This window comes from Comamonas testosteroni TK102 (assembly GCF_000739375.1).
Taxonomy (GTDB): domain Bacteria; phylum Pseudomonadota; class Gammaproteobacteria; order Burkholderiales; family Burkholderiaceae_C; genus Comamonas; species Comamonas brasiliensis.
In genome coordinates this window covers 152,348-173,859 of sequence record NZ_CP006704.1, presented here as the reverse complement: position 1 = coordinate 173,859, position 21,512 = coordinate 152,348, and the positions used below count along the sequence as shown (strand labels likewise).

19 protein-coding genes are annotated in these 21,512 nt (G+C 64.4%); 8 read left to right on the top strand and 11 right to left on the bottom strand.

Translation table 11 applies throughout. The features are described 5' to 3' along the window. Positions 1–64: 64 nt before the first annotated feature. The 5 genes from recQ (at position 65) to O987_RS00720 (ending at position 7,058) form a co-directional block, all read left to right on the top strand. Entirely contained in the window at positions 65–1,975 is a 1,911-nt protein-coding gene (recQ, locus tag O987_RS00740; protein ID WP_003059714.1) for a DNA helicase RecQ, read from the top strand. Positions 1,976–2,224: 249 nt separating this feature from the next. Beyond that, positions 2,225–3,598, top strand: coding sequence for an aspartate aminotransferase family protein (locus tag O987_RS00735; protein ID WP_003059716.1), 1,374 nt, complete (start codon positions 2,225–2,227; stop codon positions 3,596–3,598). 153 nt (positions 3,599–3,751) lie between these two features. Further along, entirely contained in the window at positions 3,752–4,813 is a 1,062-nt protein-coding gene (locus O987_RS00730) for a peptidogalycan biosysnthesis protein (RefSeq protein WP_043370469.1), read from the top strand. Beyond that, positions 4,810–5,709 carry a hypothetical protein gene (locus O987_RS00725; RefSeq protein ID WP_080731419.1) on the top strand — a complete coding sequence of 300 codons (900 nt, stop codon included), beginning with the start codon at positions 4,810–4,812 and terminating at the stop codon, positions 5,707–5,709. The genes O987_RS00730 and O987_RS00725 overlap by 4 nt, the downstream gene beginning before the upstream one ends. A gap of 47 nt (positions 5,710–5,756) precedes the next feature. Continuing rightward, positions 5,757–7,058: an SAM-dependent methyltransferase gene (locus O987_RS00720; RefSeq protein WP_043370467.1), complete on the top strand. Its 1,302-nt coding sequence runs from the start codon at positions 5,757–5,759 to the stop codon at positions 7,056–7,058. Between the two features lie 75 nt (positions 7,059–7,133). Here the strand turns inward: O987_RS00720 and O987_RS00715 are convergent, their stop codons facing one another. Genes O987_RS00715 through O987_RS00675 form a run of 9 tightly spaced genes read right to left on the bottom strand, consistent with a single transcriptional unit; the run spans position 7,134 to position 14,946 of the window. Continuing rightward, complete coding sequence (locus O987_RS00715) at positions 7,134–8,351, bottom strand: DegT/DnrJ/EryC1/StrS family aminotransferase (protein WP_043370465.1); 1,218 nt, start codon at positions 8,349–8,351, stop codon at positions 7,134–7,136. A 1-nt stretch (position 8,352) separates the two neighbouring features. After that, the gene (locus O987_RS00710) at positions 8,353–8,739 is read right to left on the bottom strand and encodes a DMT family transporter (RefSeq protein ID WP_003069549.1); all 387 of its coding nucleotides are present in this window, start codon (positions 8,737–8,739) and stop codon (positions 8,353–8,355) included. Between the two features lie 12 nt (positions 8,740–8,751). Next, complete coding sequence (locus O987_RS00705; protein WP_043002901.1) at positions 8,752–9,120, bottom strand: EamA family transporter; 369 nt, start codon at positions 9,118–9,120, stop codon at positions 8,752–8,754. Beyond that, a complete protein-coding gene (locus tag O987_RS00700; protein WP_043370461.1) occupies positions 9,113–10,021 on the bottom strand; it encodes an alpha/beta hydrolase in 909 nt (302 codons plus the stop codon). Before O987_RS00700 ends, O987_RS00705 begins: the two co-directional genes overlap by 8 nt. Next, entirely contained in the window at positions 10,018–10,731 is a 714-nt protein-coding gene (locus O987_RS00695; protein ID WP_043370460.1) for an MtnX-like HAD-IB family phosphatase, read from the bottom strand. Before O987_RS00695 ends, O987_RS00700 begins: the two co-directional genes overlap by 4 nt. Continuing rightward, complete coding sequence (locus O987_RS00690) at positions 10,724–11,659, bottom strand: HlyD family secretion protein (RefSeq protein WP_043370459.1); 936 nt, start codon at positions 11,657–11,659, stop codon at positions 10,724–10,726. The genes O987_RS00695 and O987_RS00690 overlap by 8 nt, the downstream gene beginning before the upstream one ends. A gap of 2 nt (positions 11,660–11,661) precedes the next feature. Next, positions 11,662–12,414: an ABC transporter ATP-binding protein gene (locus tag O987_RS00685; protein ID WP_051962100.1), complete on the bottom strand. Its 753-nt coding sequence runs from the start codon at positions 12,412–12,414 to the stop codon at positions 11,662–11,664. Positions 12,415–12,424: 10 nt separating this feature from the next. Further along, positions 12,425–13,573: an FtsX-like permease family protein gene (locus O987_RS00680; protein ID WP_043370457.1), complete on the bottom strand. Its 1,149-nt coding sequence runs from the start codon at positions 13,571–13,573 to the stop codon at positions 12,425–12,427. Continuing rightward, positions 13,570–14,946 carry an efflux transporter outer membrane subunit gene (locus O987_RS00675; RefSeq protein ID WP_043370456.1) on the bottom strand — a complete coding sequence of 459 codons (1,377 nt, stop codon included), beginning with the start codon at positions 14,944–14,946 and terminating at the stop codon, positions 13,570–13,572. Before O987_RS00675 ends, O987_RS00680 begins: the two co-directional genes overlap by 4 nt. Positions 14,947–15,179: 233 nt before the next feature. Here O987_RS00675 and O987_RS00670 point away from each other — a divergent pair, with 233 nt between their 5' ends. Together O987_RS00670 and O987_RS00665 are read left to right on the top strand one after the other, a co-directional pair. Continuing rightward, entirely contained in the window at positions 15,180–15,929 is a 750-nt protein-coding gene (locus tag O987_RS00670; protein ID WP_419177850.1) for a response regulator, read from the top strand. Beyond that, positions 15,914–17,086 carry a sensor histidine kinase gene (locus O987_RS00665; RefSeq protein ID WP_019043079.1) on the top strand — a complete coding sequence of 391 codons (1,173 nt, stop codon included), beginning with the start codon at positions 15,914–15,916 and terminating at the stop codon, positions 17,084–17,086. The genes O987_RS00670 and O987_RS00665 overlap by 16 nt, the downstream gene beginning before the upstream one ends. On the opposite strand, the gene O987_RS00660 is transcribed toward O987_RS00665, so the two are convergent. Continuing rightward, on the bottom strand, positions 17,061–18,620 hold the full coding sequence (locus tag O987_RS00660; RefSeq protein ID WP_200879584.1) for a DUF3482 domain-containing protein: 1,560 nt from the start codon (positions 18,618–18,620) through the stop codon (positions 17,061–17,063). The genes O987_RS00665 and O987_RS00660 overlap by 26 nt on opposite strands. Continuing rightward, the gene (locus tag O987_RS00655; protein ID WP_043370454.1) at positions 18,620–20,053 is read right to left on the bottom strand and encodes a DUF2868 domain-containing protein; all 1,434 of its coding nucleotides are present in this window, start codon (positions 20,051–20,053) and stop codon (positions 18,620–18,622) included. The genes O987_RS00660 and O987_RS00655 overlap by 1 nt, the downstream gene beginning before the upstream one ends. Before the next feature lie 184 nt (positions 20,054–20,237). Between O987_RS00655 and trpB the strand changes: the two genes are divergently transcribed. Beyond that, positions 20,238–21,440, top strand: a complete 1,203-nt coding sequence (trpB, locus tag O987_RS00650; protein WP_043370453.1) for a tryptophan synthase subunit beta — start codon at positions 20,238–20,240, stop codon at positions 21,438–21,440. Positions 21,441–21,512 lie beyond the last annotated feature (72 nt).

Sequence of the window (21,512 nt, the reverse complement as noted above, 5' to 3'; positions counted from 1 at the left end):
AGGTCAAATCTACCTCAAACCCATATACAGCAAGCGCTACCAGCTATCGATTCAAGAGTACCCGGTGTCTTCCGCGCAATCCATTCTGCAAGCCGTTTTTGGCTACGAGCAATTCCGTGGCCCCCAGCAGGCCATCGTCTCGCATGTCATCAACGGCGGCGATGCGCTGGTGCTCATGCCCACGGGCGGCGGCAAATCGCTGTGCTACCAGGTTCCGGCCATTGCGCGCCAGCAGCTCGGCCATGGCGTGACGATCGTGGTCTCGCCGCTGATCGCGCTCATGCACGACCAGGTCGGCGCACTGCATGAGGCTGGCATCAGCGCCGCCTATCTGAACTCAACCCTGAGCTACGACGAGACGCAGGAGGTGGAGCTGCGCCTGCAAAGCGGCGACATCACCCTGCTCTACGCCGCGCCCGAGCGGCTGAACACGCCACGTTTTCTGGGTCTGCTCGACGACCTTCACGCCCAGGGCAAGCTGTCGCTGTTCGCCATCGATGAGGCGCATTGCGTGAGCCAGTGGGGACACGATTTCCGCCCCGAATACCGCGCGCTGAGCGTGCTGCACCAGCGCTATGCCGATGTGCCGCGCATCGCGCTGACGGCCACTGCCGATGCGCTGACGCGCGCCGACATCATCGAGCGCCTGCAGCTGGAAGCGGCCCAGCATTTCATCAGCAGTTTCGACCGCCCGAACATCCGCTACCGGATCGCCGAGAAAAAGGATGTCAGCAACCAGCTGCTGCGCTTTATCGAACGCGAGCACGAGGGCGAAGCCGGCGTGGTCTATTGCCAGTCGCGCAAGCGTGTCGAGGAACTGGCCCAGACCCTGGTGCAGAACGGCATCAATGCCCTGCCCTATCACGCCGGCCTGCCCCAGGACATGCGTCAGAACCACCAGGACCGCTTCCTGCGCGAGGACGGCGTGGTCATGGTGGCGACGATTGCCTTCGGCATGGGCATCAACAAGCCCGATGTGCGCTTTGTGGCCCATGTGGACATGCCCAAGAACATCGAGGGCTACTACCAGGAAACCGGCCGTGCGGGCCGCGACGGCCTGCCCGCCGATGCCTGGATGGCCTACGGCCTCAGCGACGTGGTCAACCAGCGCCGCATGATCGACGAAAGCCCGGCCGAGGAACAGTTCAAGCAGGTGATGCGCGGCAAGCTCGATGCCCTGCTCGGTCTGGCCGAGGCCACGGACTGCCGCCGTGTGCGCCTGCTGGCCTATTTTGGCGAGCAGTATGGACAGGAGCCCAGCCTGGACGGCAAGCCATTGCAGGCCGTTGCCCGCACCCATTGCGGCAACTGCGACAACTGCCTGGAGCCGCCGGCGCTCTGGGACGGCACCGATGCGGCGCGCAAGCTGCTTTCCACCATCTTCCGCGTGCACGAGGCCAGCGGCCTGACCTATGGCGCGGGCCACATCATGGACGTGCTGCGTGGCAAGGAGACGGACAAGGTCACCCAGTACGGGCACGACAAGGTGTCCACCTTCGGCATCGGCAAGGATTATTCGGAGCCGCAGCTGCGCGCCGTGATGCGCCAGTTGCTGGCCACGGGGGCCCTGGGCCTGCACAAGGTAGTGAGCGAAAACAGCGGCCATGTGTTTGACACCTTGTGTCTGGCCGCAGGCTCGCGTGCCGTGCTCAAGGGCGAGATACAGGTGCAGCTGCGCGAGGCCGTGGCCGCTTCACGCAGCAAGAAGCAGAGCAAGAAGTCCGCCGCCAATGCGGCTGCGGTCAATCTGGGCCCCGATGCACAGGTTCGCTTCATCAACCTCAAGGCCTGGCGCGCCGAAGTGGCCAAGTCTCACAATCTGCCGGCCTATGTGATCTTCCACGACGCCACGCTGGCATCGATCGCCGAACTCAATCCCCAGAGCCTGCAGGAGCTGCAGGGCGTCAGCGGCATGGGCGCCAAGAAGCTCGATGCCTATGGAGCCGAGGTACTGCGCGTGGTGGCCCTGGGCTGATCGGCCCGCCACAGCAGCCTCCGCGCCACCTGGCCAGCCGGTGGCGACTCGGCCCCGGGGTCTTGGGCCTGCAGAAACCGCAGCGGGAGAGCTGCTATGCCGGTTTCAAGTCCCTGATGCCGCAGGAAGCCGGCAATAGGAACCTCTCCACAATTCCCACACAAATGCTCGACAGCCCGGAAATATTGCAAACGCACACTGCTGCCGCATACCGTTGACCGAATCCATTTTTGCGGAGCGCTTTCTGCTGTGATCAATACTGCCCAATTGCTGGCTGACGAAGCCAAATACTGCTCGTTTGGCGACACCGTCCACTACGTCAATCCTCCGAAGATCTTCACGGGCTGCGAAGGCAGCTATATGTACGACGATGCCGGCACGTCCTACCTCGATCTGCAGATGTGGTATTCGGCCGTCAACTTCGGCTACAAGAACAAGCGTCTTGAAGCCAAGATGATCGAACAGCTGCAGGAGCTGCCCCAGGTGGCCAGCCAGTATCTGCACCCCACCAAGATCGAACTGGCCAAGTTCATCGCCGAAGACGCCAAGCGCAAATGGGGCCATGACGGCCGCGTGCACTTCAACGTGGGCGGCGCGCAAGCCATCGAGGACTCGCTGAAGGTCGTGCGCAACGCCAGCGGCGGCAAGAGCCTGATGTTCGCGTTCGAAGGCGGCTATCACGGCCGTACGCTGGGCGCCTCCTCGATCACCTCCAGCTACCGCTATCGCCGCCGCTTCGGCCACTTCAGCGACCGCGCGCAGTTCATCCCCTTCCCCTACCCCTTCCGCCGCCCCAAGGGCATGACGGCAGAGGAGTACGCGGAATCCATCGTGGCCGACTTCCGTCGCAAGTTCGAAAACGAATACCACGCGGTCTGGGACCCCAAGACCAACCAGTGCGAATACGCAGCCTTCTACATCGAGCCCATTCAGGGCACCGGTGGTTACGTGATCCCGCCTGCCAACTTCTTTACCGGCCTGAAGAAGGTGCTGGACGACCACGGGGTACTGCTGGTGGTCGATGAAATCCAGATGGGCTTCTGGCGTACCGGCAAGCTGTGGTCGGTGGAAAACTTCGGCATCCAGCCCGATGTACTGGTGTTTGCCAAGGCCCTGACCAATGGTCTGAATGCGCTGTCCGGCCTGTGGGCTCGCGAAGAGCTGATCAACCCCACGGTGTTCCCGCCCGGCTCCACCCATTCCACCTTTGCCTCCAACCCGCTGGGTACGGCCCTGGGCCTGGAAGTCATGAAGATGACCCACGAGATGGACTTTGGCCGTCAGGTGCGCGAATCGGGTGCCTACTTCCTCGAAGGCCTCAAGGAGCTGCAGAAGCGCCACAAGGAAATCGGCGATGTGGACGGTCTGGGCCTGGCGCTGCGTGCCGAAATCTGCACCGAAGACGGCTTCACGCCCAACAAGGCGCTGCTGGACAAGATGGTGGACATCGGCCTCGAAGGCGGTCTGGAATACCAGGGCCAGAAGCGCGGCCTGGTGCTGGACGTGGGCGGCTACTACAAGAACGTGATCACCTTCGCTCCTTCGCTGATGATTTCGCGCAGCGAGATCGACGAAGCCATGGTGCTGCTGGATCAGTTGCTGACCAAGGCCAAAAAGGCGTAACCCCCTGAGCGGCTTGGCCTAGACGGCCCCACCGCTTCCCCCTCTCTCTTCGGGAGGGGGACGACAGCCTCGCTGTCTCTTGCTTGGGTTGTGCCAGTTTTCTGCGCTGCAGACACACTCAGGCGCCATCAAAACCGACTACAAAAAGGCGAAATGGCGACGGAAAATTTCCGCAACCAGCTCGAACCCCGTGGCTTGCTGCAGCAGTTCACCAACCATCCTCCAGAAGGCTTTGCCTTGCTGAAGGAATGGCCGGTGCCAGCATTCACCGCCCCCTTCGATTTGCTGACCACCGCAGATGACGCGCTCAAGGCGCGTCTTTTGTCGTGGCCGGGCGGGCGCTGGCTGAGCACCAGGCTCAGGCTGAAGACGGACTTCATCGGCAGCACGGTCAGCGAGTATGCGCCCCTGCCCCAGGGCGTGGAGGCCGCCACGCTGGCGCGGCAACTGCGCGCCGTTGCAGGCCGGACCATGCTCACCATCGTCAAGGATCTGCCGCAGGCATCGCCCCTGCTAAGCGCCTGGGACAATGACTTTGCCAGGGCCTTGTCGCAGGCGCTGGCGGAGCAGGGCTTTGTGGCGCTGGAAGGCCAGGCGCTGGCCTATGTACCTATTGGCTTTGCCAGCACCGATGAGTATCTGGCCGGCCTGTCCAAGAACCGCCGCAGCAGCCTCAGGCGCAAGCTCAAGAGCCGCGCCGGGCTGGACATTCGTCGCCTGCCGACGGGTGCGGCCTTTGCCGACGATGCCCTGGTCGACGCCTGCTACGCCTTGTTCGAGGCGGTGTATGCGCAAAGCGAGATCCATTTCGACAAGCTCTCGCGCGCCTTCCTGGCCGGCTTGCTGCGCGATGCGGACAACGGCGGCATGGTGTTCGAGTATCGGGATCGGCAAAGCGATGCTCTGCTGGGCTGGAACCTGTGCTTCGAGCATGACGGCAGGCTGATCGACAAATACATAGGCCTGTCCTACCCGGCAGCGCGTGAGGCGAATCTCTATTTCGTGAGCTGGATGGTCAATCTCGAGTACGCACTCGAACGGGGTCTTTCCCACTATGTGGCAGGCTGGACCGATCCGGAAGTCAAGGCCCAGCTGGGTGCCAGCTTCACCATGACGCAGCATCTGGTCTTCATCCGCAACCCCGTGCTGCGCGCGTTGGGGCGACGTTTCTCCGGCCTGTTTGAAAGTGATAGCCAGTGGGGCGACAAGCCATGATGCAACAAACACCTGTGGTGCTGGATGTCGATGGATCGGTAGGCCCGCTCGCGCAAGAAAAGCGCCTGCCGCTGGCCGACTGGCAGGAGCTGGTGCGCTTTGGCTGCGGACTGCGCAGCTTCAGGCGCTTCGGCCAGGCCATGCAGGAGCAGTTGCCCGCGCAGCACGGCACCGTGCTCATGGGCAGCGGCGACTTTCACCATCTGAGCTGGCCGCTGATCGAGCGCTGCATCGCCCAGAAGGGCTTCAGTGCCAAGCATCCGCTGCGCGTGGTGGTGCTGGACAACCACCCCGACAATATGCGCTTTCCCTGGGGTGTGCACTGCGGCTCCTGGGTGCGGCGCGTGGCCATGCACCCCGCCGTGTCGCAGGTTCATGTGGCAGGCATTACCTCGCAGGACATAGGCTCGGCCCACGCCTGGGAGAACTATCTGCGTCCGCTGCGCGCCGGCAAGCTCACCTACTGGAGCTGCGGCGTGGACACCGGCTGGGCCAGGCGCGTGGGCGCGGGCAAGGCGTTTCGCAGCTTTGCCGATATCTCCGAGCTGGTACATGCGCTGTCCAGCCATCTGCATGACTGGCCGCAGGACACGTATCTGAGCATAGACAAGGATGTGTTCGCCGCCGAAGTCGTGCGCACCAACTGGGACCAGGGCCGGATGCTGCAAGAGCAGGCCGTGCAGCTGATCGATGCGCTGCGCGGACAGATCGCGGGCAGTGACATCACGGGCGACGTGTCGTCATGGCACTATGGCACCTGGTGGAAACGACTGATGAGCGCGGGCGACGGCCAGGACACACAGATTGACGCCGCTACGCTGGCCGGCTGGCAGGCCGGGCAACATGCATTGAACCAGCGGCTGATACAGCGCATAGCGCTCAGCAGCGCGAGTTAGGGCGATTTCACCGACCACTTTTCAACACTTCGCTTCAAGGAGCTGACATGCTGGATCGGTTGACCGAAAAATTGCTGCAACAGGCATTTGCACCTCTGGTCACCACGGGACGGCTCGAAGTCATCACTCCTTCAGGAAAGGCGCTGATCTTCGGCGACGGCGGCCAGCCCCAGGCGCGCCTGCGCTTTGCCGACAGACGCGCCGTCCTTGCGCTGCTGCGCGACCCCGACCTCAACTTTGGCGAGCTGTTCATGCAGCAGCGCCTGCTGGTCGAGCAAGGCACGGTCTACGACGTGCTGGAGCTGGTGCTGCGCGGCGCCAGGCATGTGCCTGTCAGCGCCACGGTGCGCATGCTCGATGCCTGGCGCATGAAGCTGCGGCCCTTGCTGCAGAACAATCTGCGCGGCAAATCGCGTGCCAACGTGGCGCATCACTACGATCTGGACGACCGGCTCTATCAGCTGTTTCTCGACAGCGAGCGCCAATACTCCTGCGCCTATTTCGAGCAGGGCAATGAAGACCTGGAAACGGCACAGCTGGCCAAGAAGCGCCATATCGCCGCCAAGCTGCTGATCGAGCCGGGCCAGCGCGTGCTAGACATCGGCTGCGGCTGGGGCGGTCTCTCGCGCTATCTGGCCGAGGTGGCCGGCGCCGACCATGTCACCGGCATCACGCTGTCCACGGAGCAACTGGCCGGCGCGCAGTCCAGGGCCTCGCAGTCCATCCATGGTGAACGGCTGGAGTACCGGCTGCAAGACTACCGCGATACACAGGGGCCGTTCGAGCGCATCGTCTCTGTCGGCATGTTCGAGCATGTGGGCACGAAATTCCACGACGCCTTCTTCCGCAAATGCCATGAGCTGCTCAGCGAGGATGGCGTGATGCTGCTGCACTTCATAGGCAACAGCGATGTACCCGACTTCAACAATCCCTGGATAGAGCGCTACATCTTTCCTGGCGGCCATATTCCGTCGATGTCGGAGTTCACGCCGGCCATAGAGCGCGCGGGGCTGGTGATCTGCGATATCGAGGTGCTGCGCCTGCACTATGCCCAGACCCTGCGCCTGTGGCGCGAGCGCTTCATGGCCCGCCGCGCCGAAGCCGCAGCGCTGTATGACGAGCGCTTCTGCCGCATGTGGGAGTTCTATCTGTCGATGTCGGAAACCGCGTTCCGCTACCAGGACATCGCCATCTTCCAGGTTCAGCTGGCGCGCAGGCAGGATGCCGTGCCGCTGACGCGCGACTATGTGCACCAGCGCGAAGGGGCACTCAAAAGCCGGGAGGCGGCCCTGGGCCTGACCGCGCCCGCCATGGCGGGCGCCGCAAAAATCAAAGCATCTACCGCTTGACTGCCATTGATTTCAGCATCAATACGGCCTGAAATCTTTTTATATCAAGCGTAAGCAGCTATTGTTTTATGAGAGTCAGGCACGCTGAACCACGGACCGGAGGTGGCCCGCCAGTTGGGCAAACCGTGCCTCATCCAGCCACGGGCTGTTGCTGATGGCCAGCAGGCGCTGCGCCCAGTCACGTGCCTGGCCGACGGTGTCGCCCCGCGCAGCACCCAGCACATGGTCGTAGCGGCCATAGTCGGGCAGCACATGGACAAAAGGCAGGGACAGACCCCAACCACCATCCCAGTGCGCGCGCAGCACGGCATCCCTTGCCTTCTGGCTGGGCATGCGCAGCAAGATCACCGGCCACACGCCCTGCGCCCCGGGCACGGCATCCTGCACGACCTCCAGCCCGAAGGCCTGCAGCTGCGCGATGCGCAGGCCGGCCTGCGCGGAGGTCTGCTGCTGAAATGCCGCCAGCCGCCGCAATGCCTTGGCACCCACACTCTGGCGCCAGCGCCCCAGACGGTGCTGCGGAATGAGATCGTCGAAGTCATCCCCTGCGGCCTCCACCCAGTCACCGCGAGACAGTGATTTCTCCAGCGGCTTGCCATAGGCCATGCGCAGCCCCGCGGGCCGGTAGAGCATGGCGTAGCCCAGCAGCTCGATGCTGCGGCGCAGCTCCCACCAGGGGCTGAAGCGCGTGGCGGTGCCAGCGGCGCGCAGCGCGGCACGCATGGAGGGCTCGCGCGCCACCAGCACGCCGCCTTCAAAAGTGCTCAGCCCCTTGCCCACGGCCAGGCTGAAAAAGCCGAGATCGCCCTTGAGACCCACCGAAACTGCGTCGCTGCGCGCTCCAAGCGCCTGTGCCGCATCCTCGATCACATAGGCGCCCACGGCACGCGCACATTGCATGGCGGCGTCCACATCGGCAACACGCCCGCACAGGTGGGTTGGTAGCACGGCCAGGGTGCGGTCGCTGCACAGCTGCCGCAGGCAGACCGGGTCCATGTCCAGCGCATCGGCGCGCAGATCGCAAAGGCGCAGCTGCAGCCCGCACTGCGCAATCGCCAGCGCCACCAGCGGACAGGTATAGGCCGGTGCGACGACCTCGCTGCGCCCCGGACTGAGGGCCTGCAGGCTGCGCAGAGCCACCATCAGGGCCGAGGTGCCCGAGCATTCGAGCTGCACCTCCTCCACGCCCAGCCACGCGGCCAGCTGCGCTGCCAGGCTGCCCGCCCCCGAGGGCCAGAGATCGCCGATCTGCAGTGGCAGGCCTGCCGTTGGCGGCACGGTGGGCTGACGCATTTCAGGCGGCCTGCTCGGCCTCTGGCTTCTCGCTCACGGCCAGGCACATGATGCCGGCCACGATGAACAGGCAGCCAATGATCTGCGGCCAGCCAATGGGCTCGTTGAACAGCCAGTACGAGATCGCCAGCACCGAGATGATCTCCAGATGCGAGGCGGCGAATGCCGGGCCGATGGGAGCGTGCTTGAGCAGGCTCATCCAGGTGAAAAAGGCCCCGATGTAGCCCACGAAGGCACCGTAGATCCAGGGCTGGCTGAACACGCGCAGCAGCCAGCCGGTCGAGAACTCCAGCGGCAATGCGGAATCACCAGCCTGCTTGAAGCTGAGCTGCGCCAGCGTGTCAAAGGCCATGAGTACCAGAAAGCCGACAATGTAAAAACGCTTCATAGCCGACGGCCCTTAATGCAATCCAACGATGGCCACGCCTATGGACACCAGCACGATGCCGGCCACGCGCATGGGCGCGAGCTTTTCACGAAACAGCACCCGGCCCAGAATCATGATGGCAACGATGTTGATCGAGCCCAGTAGCACCCCGTCCGACAGCGGCACCAGCGACAGAAACGCCAGCCAGACCAGAAACTCCGCGACATAGCAGGCAATGCCCACCCACAGCCAGGGCCTGGCCAGCATGAAGCGCCAACGCTGCGTGCCATTGCGATGCCCGGGCTCACTGGCCGCGGCCTTGAAAGCCAGCTGTCCGCCACTGTCCACCAGCACATTGAGTATCCACAACGTCACCACCAGGGGCGAGAGATCACTACCCATTCGCACCCCTGGCAGGCGCCGCCGAGCTGGCAATGCGCGCGATGAATTCGTTGAGCTTGGCAATCACGGTACGGCGCTCGCGGTCGATGGTGATCATGTGATAGCAATTGTCCAGCAGCACCAGGTCGACATGGGCGTTGACCGCGCCGCGCTGGATATCGTGGGCATTGCTGACCGAAGAAATATCGTCTTCCCGGGCATGAATGACCAGACAGGGCGAGCGCAGCTGCGCCAGTCGGGTCTGCACATTCGCAGACAGGGCCCGCAGCTCGATGACGCTCCACCAGGGATTGCCGGGCAGACCCGCAGCAGAGCTGTCGCCGCTGTTCATCTGCTCGACCACGCGCGCGCGCAAGGCCTCGTCCTTGATGCCGTAGGGCGGCGCCTCCATGAAGACGCTGTTGCGACCGATGCCCAGCAGGCGGAACAGCGGCAGCAGGAACGCCAGCTTGGTATAGGCCGGAATGCTCCAGCCGTCATAGCGGAAGGTGGTGGACAGCGCACAGACGCCGGCCACCTTGTCGGGATGGCGCTCTGCCACGGCCAGCGACAGCAGCGCCCCCATGGACAGACCGCCGACCACCACATGGTCCACATGCAGCGAAAAGCGCTGCAGACCCGACTCCACACTTGCCAGCCAATCCGTCCAGCGCGCGGCCACCAGGTCTTCCATGCTGCCGCAATGTCCTGCCAGTTGCACCCCGTAGACCGTGAAGCCCTGCTTGTTCAGACCTTTGGCGAGCAGGCGCATCTCGGCAGGCGTGCCGGTCAGGCCATGAATCAGCAGCACGCCCGTACGGGCATTGCGGCCTTCGCCGGGCATGACGAACTCATGCGGCGTCACACACAGCTGCTGCCAATCCGGCTGCTGCAGCAGCCCCAATCCATCGGCGGCATTCATGCAGTCTGCTCCATGCCGAGCAGGACCTGCTCCAGCAGCTGGGTGGCCTGCGCAAAATGCTCGAAGCGCGCATGGGCAATCCCCTGGCTCTCGCAATAGTCGATGAGCTTGTACTTGGCCAGCACAAAGTCAGCCTTGCCGGAAACGCAGAAATCCGACGTGCTGTCGCCGATGTAGAGCACCCGCCCATGCACCGCCTGCTGCTCGGCAAGGCGCTCGCACTTGCAGTTGCCGCTGGCCCGTGTGCAGCGATTGCTGGCCCAGGGCGAATCCAGTCGCCAGCTGCGCTCGCCCGTCTGCACCAGATGATTGGCGATGACTTCCAGATCCCCGAGGCCGTGGCGTGCGAGCACATGGCGAATCGCATAGTCGATGCCGTCGCTGACGACCTGCACCTTGATGCCATGCAACCTGGCCTCAGCCACGAAGCCGGCAAAGTGCGCGTCGATCTCGATACCGTCCAGATGGTTCTGCAGCTCTGCCTCGCTCATGTCCAGCAAAGCCACCTGACCCTTCATGCATTCGCGCGAGCCGATCTCGCCACGCTCCCAGGCGTCTTCCAGCTCCTGCCAGCCTGGCTTGCCAAAGCGGTTGAGCAGGGTATCGGTCACGTCCAGCAGGCTGATGGTGCCGTCGAAATCGCTTTGCACCATCCAGCCGGTCGAAGCTGTACCTGCAGGCGACGGGAAAATCTGAATGCGCTTATTCATGGAAACTGACCCTCACGTTCTGACCGACCTTGACATTGGCGGGCGGCTGGTCAAATGCCAGCACGCATTCCACAACTCTTACCGGGCCGCGCTGCGCGTCGTCCTGCAGCCGGGCCGTACCGTAGACGGGACTGATGCGCAGCACGGTCGCAGCGGGAAACTCCTGGCGGGCAGCGCTGCCGTCTGCGTCAACGACCACCTGGGCTTTCATGCCTTCGCGAATCGCCGTCACATAGCTTTCGTTGACTTCGGCCCGCACGATCAGGGGCCGCTTGGGCAGCAGCACCGCCACCGGGCTACCGCTTTGCAGCATGCTGCCGCCCTGGGCCAGCAGGCGCACCACGACGCCGGCCTCGGGCGCACGCAGCTCGTGGCGCTGCAGCAGAGCCCGCAGCTGCTCGGCCTTGCGCTTGGCGACCGTGACTTCCGCAGCCGCAATATCCACTTCGGACTGTGCGTCACGCAGGGCCTGCACGGCTTCGTCCACGCTCTGCAGATCCGCCGCTCCCTGTTTGGCTGCGGCCTGCCAGCGCGTCAGCGTGGCCTTGAGCGCGGGCAGGCGATCCTGGCGCGTCTTGAGCTTGGTCTGTGCCAGTTGCAGCTCGGACTCCGCCACCGCCAGATCGGCGCGCGCCGCATCGTCTGCGAGACGCAGCACCAGCTGGCCTTTCTGCACGCTCTGACCTTCCTTGACCAGCAATTGCTGCACCACGCCCGATGCGGTCGACGAAAGATCGAGCAGACCGCCTTCGACGTCGATCTTGCCGCGCGCAACCGCCACCTGGCTTTGAGGCTTGGTCTGGGCTGCAGCCGGTGTGACCACGGAGGCCGCGTCCTGAGACGGAGAGCACCCGCCCAGCATCAGCACGGCCGCCGCCAGCAGCGGCGCGCCCGACACAATGCTGAGACGAAATGGGCTTGGGTTCATGTTTATTCCTTGATGGGGCTGTTCTGGCGCCAGTCGCTGCGAATGGCGCCGTCTTCCATGCCCAGCACACGATCGGCGTGGCGCACCAGACGCGGGTCATGGCTGACGCAGAGCACCGTGGTGCCGTGCGTGCGCGCTGCACGGTGCAGCAAGTCGATGACGCGCTGGCCGCTCTCGGCATCCAGCGCACTGGTGGGCTCGTCGGCGAACAGCAGACGGGGCTGCTTGGCCATGGCACGTGCGATGGCCACGCGCTGCTTCTCGCCACCCGACAGCTGGGCCGGGCGCATATGACTGCGGTGCGAGAGCCCCACTTCATCGAGCGCCTCCTTGGCTCGGCGCAATGTCTCGGCGCTTTTGAGGCCCATATAGCCCAGTGGCAGCTGCACCTGCTCCAGTGCCGTCAGGGCCGGAAACAGATTGAAGCCCTGGAAGACGAAGCCCGTATGCCGCAGACGAAATTTCTCCAATGCCGCCGTACCGAGCTTGGCCAGGTCCTCGCCCAGTGCCAGCGCATGGCCGGCATCGGGCTTCTGCAGTCCCGACATCAGGGACAGCAGCGTGCTTTTGCCGCAGCCCGAAGGGCCGGAAATCAGGCTCAGCTCGCCCGCATAGAGGCTGACGGACAGCCCCTGCAGCACATGCACCTGGACGATGCCCGACACAAAGGATTTGTCGAGGCGCACGGCCTCTAGGCTGGGCACAGCATCCTTGGCTACAGGTGTTTTGACGCGTTCCATGGTCTCGGCTGGCATGTTTCAGGCCTTAACGCAACAGGGTTGCCGGGTCGGCACGCAGCAGGCTGCGCATGGCGCCCAGACCCGACAGCAGCGACAGCACGGCCACCAGAAAGCCGCAGGCGAGTACCGCGGACAGGTTGAGGGCCACAGGGACCCGATAGGCGGATGCAATGCTGAGCAGCACCGCGCTGGCCAATGCCGCCAGCACGAAGCCCAGACCGCCAATCCAGCAGGCCTGCTCTACCACCACGCGGCCCAGGGCTGCCCGGCTCACGCCCAGGGCATTGAGCACCGCATACTCGCGGGCGGATCCTGCCACCACCGCCTTGAGCGACTGGCTGGTCACGATGGCGCCCACCAGGCAGACGATGACGGCCATGAAGAGCACGCCGGCACCGGCGCCGGTATCGAGCATCCAGTAACGCTGGGAGCGGCGCGCAAAGGCATCCGCCGTCCAGACCTCGTACGGGCCGAAGCTGCTGCTGGAGCGGCTCAATCTCGCCTGGGCCTCGCCTGCCTTGGCTTCTTGCTTGAGACGCGCCACAAAATAGGTGCTGCCATGCTCAGCACTGGTTTCTGCAATTTCGCGGGTCGTGCTGAGCGAGGCGATCACGTTGACGCCGCCCAGCCCGCGCAAGCCGTCGACGGCAGCCACGATCTTGACCGCATGGTTGTTGATCCAGGCCGTACTGCCTTCCTGCGCACCCAGAGTCCCCAGGTCCGCCCTGTCCACAATCACGGCCCCGGGCTCGCGCAGCAGCTGTCGCTGCCAGGAGGCGAGCACCTTGGTGAACATCATGGAGTTGTCCGCAGTGCTGACGCCCGAGAGATAGACCGAGACGCCACCTCCGGTCGCGCCCTGGGCGCCGGCGCGCGCACGCCAGTCGCCATCGACCCAGACATAGGACTCAACGGCCGCGACATCGGGGTCCATGCGCAGGCGCATCTCCACATCGCTGCCGATATTGCGCCCGAAGTTCACGCTTTGCGTACCCGGATAGCCCACCCAGAGATCGGCTGAAGAAGCCGTCACGTAGATCGCTGCAGAGCCGAAGATGCCCAGCACCAGGGCGGCCTGCATGGCCAGCAGAACGCCCGAAAAGCCCACGGCGAACACCGAGGGGACAAAGCGCCTCCACTCATAGATCAGCGTCTTGCGCGCCAGGGCAATCATGGCTGGACCTCGGAGACCGCGGCATCGATGGGCGCAGCACCCACGGCCTTGTAGAGCGCCACATAGGCCAGCGCCTCGGCAGCCCTGGCAGTTGCCAGCTCGCTCTGGTTGAGCAGGCTGGCGCGGGCGTTGTCGATACCCGCAAATTCGCTGGACAGGCCCAGTTGCTGACGCACTGCCTGGGCCTTCTCGCGCCCGGCATGGATCTGCCTCTCGGACTGCAGCTGCTGCTGCCTTTGCTGCTGGGCGGCAACCGCCGCCAGCGCCGATTCCGCCTCGGCAATACCGTTGAGCACAGCCTGGCGGTAGGCCTTGATGCTGGCCTGCAGGGCCAGCTCCTTGCCGTCCGCGACGGCACGGCGGCGACCCCAGTCAAAGAGCGGAATATCGATCTGCGGACCGACCATGGGGATGGAGTCCGAAGTCGTGCGGTGATTGCGCGTCAGGTTGTAGGCATACAGCAAGGACCCCGTCAGGGTCAGCCGCGGATAGAGCGCCGCGCGCGACACGCCGACCTCGGCCGCGGCCTGCTCCACCGCAGCCTCGGCACTTTGAATATCGGGGCGATTGCGCAGCAGGTCTGCCGGCAGCACGGCAAGTGCCTGCACTGCGGGCAACCCGGCATCGGCACTGGGCTGCAGCCATTGCGGCTCGGCGCGCTCGCGCCCCAGCAGGGCTGCCAGCGCATGGGCGGCACGCACCTGGGCTTCGTTCAGGGTGGACAGCTGGGACTCTGCGGTGCGCAGCTGCAGCTGTTGCTGCTCCAGAGACTGGGCATCCGCCAGTCTCTGCGCATGCCGAACCTGCAGGAGCTGCAGCTGTCGCTGTGCCTGCTGCAACTGCTTTTCGGCGAGACCGCGCTGCACCTGGGCCAGCCGGATATCGAGATAGCGGTGCACCACATCGGCCACCAGGGCCACCCGCGCCGCATGCAGCTGGGCTTGCGCGTCCAGCACGCCGGCCGCGCCTGCACGGCGTGCTGCGGCGGAGTCGCCAAACAGGCCCAGATCCCAGCTCACATCGATGCTGGCATGAAAGTAGGTGTCAACTGCCGCAATATCCTGCAGGGTCCGCGCTCCGGTATTGACCGTGGGGCGAAAAGCCGCATCGGCCGTGCCTGCCAGCAAGCGCTGCTGACGCAGGCGCAGCACGGATTGGGCCACATCAAGGTTCTGGGACAGCGCCTCGTCCACCAGCGCATTCAGCGCGGGGTCATTCCAGGCACGCCACCAGCGTGCCAGTTCCGCAGAGTCCGACTTCTGAGCCGACGCCTGCTGCTGCCACTGCGGTGGCGTGGTCCGGTCCAGCCTGACTGCCTCGGGCGCAGCACAGCCTGCCAGCAACGACAAGGCACACAGACACAGGCTGCCCATGCGAAGACGCGAGACGTGGGAGGGAAATATCACAGCGCAGTTGGCTCAAGCTATAGGTGTCACCCGGGAACCTGCAGAAAGCGGAAACAGCTTTCCATCCTCGCCATTGGACGGCAGCAAGCTTTCGCCAGATTGCAGGGTTTATGTAGGAATTATGGAGAGCCGCCGCCATTCGTTGATTGCAGCGGCAACGCACATAATGTGCAAACAACAAGATTCAGGGAGTCCCGCAGATGCATGACTTTGCTGCACACAAAACCATGGCTACTTTTGCTCAACCTGCTTCCACGCCCCTGGTGCTTGTAGTCGAAGACGAACCCGCCATTGCCGGCGTGCTCAGCGCCTATCTGGAGCGCGACGGACTGCGCATTCGCATGGCGCAGGACGGCGAGGAGGCCCTGCAGAGCTTTCGCCAGCTGCGCCCGGACCTGGTGCTGCTCGACATCCATCTGCCCAAGGTCGATGGCGTGGATGTGCTGCGCATGATTCGCAACGACAGCGATGTCCCCGTCATCATGGTGACGGCCCTGGCCGACGATGTGGACAAGCTGCTGGCACTGCGCCTGGGGGCGGACGACTATGTGGTCAAGCCTTTCAACCCTCCCGAAGTGGTGGCACGGGTGCGTGCCGTGCTGCGCCGCACCCAGGCCAAGCCTGCTCCGGTGGCAGCCCCCATCCGCGTCGGACCGATAGAGATCGACGTGGAAGCCCATAGCGCAGCCGTCTACGACGATGGGGGCCAGGCCGTTCCCCTGGCGCTGACGCTCACTGAATTTCGGCTGCTGGCCTGTCTGGCGGCCCAGCCGCGCCGCTGTTTTTCACGCGCCTACCTGATTGAGAACTGCCTGCCGGAAAGCGACGCGCTGGAGCGGGTGATCGACTCCCATCTCTCCAAGCTGCGCCGCAAGCTGCAACTGGCCGGACAGGACGGACTGATCGAGACCGTGCGCGGTATTGGCTATCGTCTATGGCCCTGGGACTGAACCGCATCTGGGTCCGCTTTGGTCTGTGGATCACGGCGGCCGTGCTGCTGGCCATTGCCTCGCTGGCGATTGGCGTGCTGGCGTTTTCCGAGCTGCAGTACCGCGAGTTCTATCGCCACCTGCCAAGCCCCGTCAAGACCGAGCTGGAAGCGCTGAAGTCCCAGGATCTGGAGGACAGCCCCAGAGCCTTGCAGATCTACTCCGAGTACTGGGAAGGCGACCGCCTGTTCGGCGAGAAATGGTCGCTGGTCATCGGTCTGGCCGTCAGCCTGCCTTTCGGCATGGCCGTGGGTTTCTGGATCTCCCGCCGCATCACCAGTCCGCTGGCCTCCATGGTGGAAGTGGCTGCGCGCGTGGAGCGCGGCGACCTGGCCTCCAGAGCCGTCAAGGGCAATGCCCATGGAGAGATGGCAGAAATGATCGATGCCTTCAACGGCATGGTCGATTCGCTGGAGACCCTGGAAGCGGAGCGGCTGGCCACGGCCGCCTCCATCTCCCATGAGCTGCGCACCCCTTTGACGGTGCTGCAGGCAAGACTGCATGCGATCTGCGACGGCGTCATCGACTCCAGCCAGGCCGAAATGAAGACGCTGCTGGCCCAGGTCGAGCACCTGGGACGGCTGGTCGGCGACCTGCACACCCTGTCCATGGCCGACGCCGGACAGTTGTCCCTGCGCAAGGAACGCATAGACCTCGCCACACTGGTCGGCGATGTCGTCGAGGAGCTGCACCCGCAGCTGCAAAAACTGGACATGACCTTGTCACTGGATCTGCCCATGCAGGACGGCGATGGCAGCACCGACATCAAAGCCGACACCGACCGCTTGCGCCAGATCACCACCAACCTGATCAGCAATGTGCTGCGCCATGCCAGCAGCGGCCATTGGCTGAGCATCCGGGTGCATGCGAGCTCCGACCACCAGAACCAGTCATGGGTGATCCTGGAAGTGGGCGATGCGGGCCCCGGACTTGCGACCGAGGTCCAGGCCCATCCTTTCCAGCGCTTTGTCCAGGCCCCGGGCAAGCGTCGCCGGGAAGGCTCGGGCCTGGGCCTGTCCATCGTCAAGGCTCTGGTGACCTCCCAGGGCGGCACCGTCAGCACGGGCGTCTCCGAGCGTGGCGGTGCCCTGTTTACGGTGCGCTTTCCGCGCCTCTGACTCCGGAGTCCGCGTTCAGCCCCGGATAGAGATCGGCCATGATCTGCTGCAGGCTTTGCGAGAGCAGCTCCATGATGGCGACTCTTTGCGCATCGGTGGACGTCCCTGCGGCATTTGCTTCGCGCAACTGCGCCCAGAGTGCCGCCCATTGCGCAGCATGTGCCTGCACCGTGAGCTGGGCCAGCTCACTCCATTGGCTGGGCGCCGCCGGGCTGGTGTAACGCCCGCGACCGCGGCCAAAATGCGAGATCAGCAGGTACTTGAGCAGTACCTGGCTCACGCTGGCGTTCAGATAGTCGCCAGAAAGTCGAAAGCTCTGCTGCTCCTGGTCGAACATCTTGTTCGCTCCCCAGGCAGCCCCGCCAAAGGTGAGAGCCCCCAGCAGCGCGCCCACCAGGGCACCGGCACCCAGCGTCAAGCCTCCGGCCATCAGATCGGCCCCCAGTCCTGTGGCTGCACCGGCAGTCAACGCCCCCCACAAGCTGGCTGCCTGCGCATCCACAGGCGTGGTGATCTGAAGCTGACTGCGCAGTTGCTCCTGAATCTGACTGGCCGCCTGACCGTCGAGTCCATGAATCTCAAGCAAGCGCTGCGTGGCCTGCACATCGGCCTGACGCAAAGTCTGCAGCAGCCGCTGCACGGCCGCCTTGGCCTGGGCTCCGAGCCGCTCTTCACCCTCTGCCGCTTTGCCCAGCTTGGCGGTGAGCTGGCTCAGGCTTTGCCAGGCACGCGCCAGCAGCCGGCCTTGCTCGGGATCGAGTTTTTCATGCAGCCCCGCAGCCGTCAGCAATTGCTCTGCCATGACCGCCAGGCTCGCCTGCTCGCGCTGTTGCTGCTGCCAGGCCCGCTGCTCCAGCAGACGCTGATAGGCGGGCTGTTTGGAGCTAGGCAACAGTGGCGCAATGCTCTGCATCATCCTGCGCTCATGCCACCAGCTGCGCGTGAAGGCGTCGAGCACGAGCACGTCGCGCACCACGCTGTGAAAGCTCTGCGTCGCCTGCTGCCAGCGCCGCAGATCCTGCTGCGTCTGAGCGGCCGTGGTGTCGCTGCCGATCTGGTTGAGCAGCACGATGACCGGCTTGTTCAGCCAGGCCAGTATGTTCATCTCGGCGCTCCAGTAGCCGGCATCGGCCGGGTCTTCTGCCGCGTTGACAAGGTAGAGCATCACATCCGCATGGTCGCGCGCGGCGAGCAGGGCACGCTGGCTCAGGTAAAAAGACTTGTCGCGCCACCGATCCCAGACATTGCTGAGAAACCAGCCCAGCGGATTGCCTTGCTGCCGCAGGCGCTCATAGAGCCGCACGGAGTCGCCGAAACCCGGTGTGTCCCAAAGCCACAGCTCATCACCCTGCTGCGTTTTCTGAAGCAGATAGCGCTGTGACTGCGTGGTCACATGGGCGGCATCGTCAATCTCGCCGACGTCGTCGGCCATCAGCGTACGGGTCAGCGTGGTCTTGCCGATATTGGTGTGCGACAGCAGACACCACTGAACGCTGCGGTCGATCGGAACCAGTTCCTTGCTCTCGCTCATCATCACACTCCTGCGCCGGGCACCAGGGTCGCGTTCAATCCCGCGCTGCGCACAAATTCCCGCCACAGCTGCTCGCGCTCCTGCACGCGCGCCGGGGCACCGCTGTTGCGCGCACGAAAGTCCGCCGCCCATAGCCACACATCGGTCTGCGCGCCCCAGCGGTTCAATACCTGCGCCAGCAGCACGCCATGGATTTCCGCCTCGGGCGTGGCAGCCAGGTTGAGCAGCAGCACCTGCTGTGCGTCAATGGCCGAAGCATCCGGCAATGGCGATCCATAGGCCAGCACCGGCAGCAGCGCAAGCTGCGCCCCAGCGCCGTAGCTCTGCGCCACATGGTTGCGCAGGGCGGCTTCGCGCTCGGGCGTGATGTCCAGGCTGTAGGGCTGCACCAGCAGCGCCGTGGCGCGTCCCGCCCAATCACGCTGCAGCCTCTGGAAATAAGGCTGCTGCAGCGGCAAGGCCAGATGCTGGCTCAACCACCAGCCCCTGACACCCTGCCACAGCGCAAGCAGCAGACGCGGCGCCACCACCATCAAGCCCAGCAGCCAGCTGTAGAGCTGCACCCAGCGCGGCCCCGCATCTGCGGCATCACCGGCCGACCAGCCCTGCAGCGCCTGGATCTGGGCCAGACTCCACGGCGCCAGACCCAGCAGATGCTGCACCGGCGCAAACAGCAGGTTCAGACAGGTCTGCACGGCGGAAGGCGAGAGAAAAGTACTCTCCCAGCCCACTTGATACGCCCTGGTCAGGCCGGTCAGCCATAGCGATGCCAGCGCGCCCAGCGCCAGCATGGCAGCCCCCAGATGCAGGCACACAAGCCATTGCGCATGGCGCGGCCGCTGGTTGACCTGCCACCAGTTGCGCTCGAAGTTCAGCGCCATCCTGCGCAGCCCCGTGCCGCGCGAAACACTCCACTTCCTTGCCTGCAGCTTCTGCAGCCAGCCACCGGGCGCTGCCCCAGCGCCCTGACCCTGTTCGGGCTGCAGCGGCGCAATCACCATCTTCCTGCGCCGCAGCAGACTGCGCAGCCAGGTCAGCAGCAACAGCGCATAGACCAGCAGATTCCACAGCACGATACCGATCAGGGAGGCAGAGAGCAGATCCACCCGATGCGGGTCGGTGATCGCATGGCCCGCAAAACCCAGCGCAAACGCCGCAGCCATTACGGCCAGCACCATCCAGCGCGAAATGCCGGCGCGCTGCCGAGCCATCGCGCGTATGTCGGCAGGCAGCTGCGCCGCAGCAATCACGCGTTGCGCCCGCTCCTGCAGAAAGCTTTCGAACGCCGCACGGCCGCCGCCCCTGGTCTTGCCCTGGGCGTGCAGACACTCCTGCGTGATGGCAGTGCAGCGCTCGGCCGTTGGCAGCGCCTCGTGCGCAGCGGCGGTTTCCAGAGCATGGGCAAAGACAATATCGCGGGCTGAGCTGGCTTTCATGTCGCTATTGTGTTTCAGAGCAAGAGAGGGCGTCGCAAATATCAAAACAATAGCTGTCAGCATATTCTTCGTGCGGGCTGCAGGCATTTTTCACGACTCTGCCATCGGGACTTGCCTGCAAGCGCCCCAAGCCCGCCATGTGCTATGAATGCAGCTTTGCTGCACACCCCCCAGGAGACAAGCCATGACCCAGAACCCCCAAGCCATGCCCGATGCCCAGGGCTTCTTCGGCCCCTATGGCGGCCAGCTCGTGCCACCCGAGCTCAAGCAATGCATGGACGAGATCGCCGCAGCCTATGAAGAGATCGTCAAGCGCCAGGATTTCCAGGACGAGCTGGCCGCACTGTTTGCCGACTATGTGGGCCGACCCAGCCCCATCTTTCACGCCAGACGCCTGTCCGATCAGCTGGGCGGTGCGCAGATCCATCTCAAGCGCGAGGATCTGAATCACACGGGGGCGCACAAGATCAACCACTGCCTGGGCGAGGCACTGCTGGCCAAGTTCATGGGCAAGAAAAAAGTCATTGCCGAGACCGGCGCCGGCCAGCATGGCGTAGCCCTGACCACGGCCTGTGCGCTGGTGGGCATTCCCTGCGAGATTCACATGGGCCAGGTGGATATCGAGAAGGAACACCCCAACGTCACCAAGATGCGCATTCTGGGCTGCAATCTGGTGCCCGTCACGCGCGGCGCAGCCACGCTGAAGGAGGCCGTGGACAGCGCCTTCGAGGTCTATCTGCAGGACCCCGTCAACACCATTTACGCGATTGGCTCGGTGGTCGGCCCACACCCCTTTCCCATGATGGTGCGGGACTTCCAGTCCATCGTGGGTCGTGAGGCTCGCGAACAGTTCCAGACCCGGCACGGCAAGCTGCCCGACCATGTGGCAGCCTGCGTAGGCGGGGGCAGCAATGCCATGGGCATCTTCACGGCCTTCCTGGGTGACGCGTCCGTGCATCTGGTGGGCGTGGAGCCTGCCGGTGAAGGCGTGGACAAGCCCGGCCGCCATGCTGCCACGCTGTCGGTTGGCAAGCCCGGCGAGATTCACGGCATGAAGTGCTATGTGCTGGAGAACGCCGACGGCACGCCGGCCGCCGTGCACAGCATCGCCTCGGGCCTGGACTACCCCGGCGTGGGCCCGCAGCACAGCTATCTCAAGGACATAGGGCGCGTGGACTACCAGTCCGTGGACGACAAGGAATGCCTGAATGCCTTCATGACGCTGTCGCGTGTGGAGGGCATCATCCCGGCACTGGAAAGTGCGCACGCCGTGGCCTGGGCCATGCGCGAAGCGCCGGGGCTCGGCAAGGACCAGCATATTCTGGTCAATCTCTCGGGACGCGGCGACAAGGATGCCGATTACGTCGCCAGGAAGCTGGGGCTGTAACAGCCGCACCCCGCACAGGGCTGCTCCCGCAGCCCTGTGCTTCGGAGCGTGAAATGCTCTGAGGGCACGGTC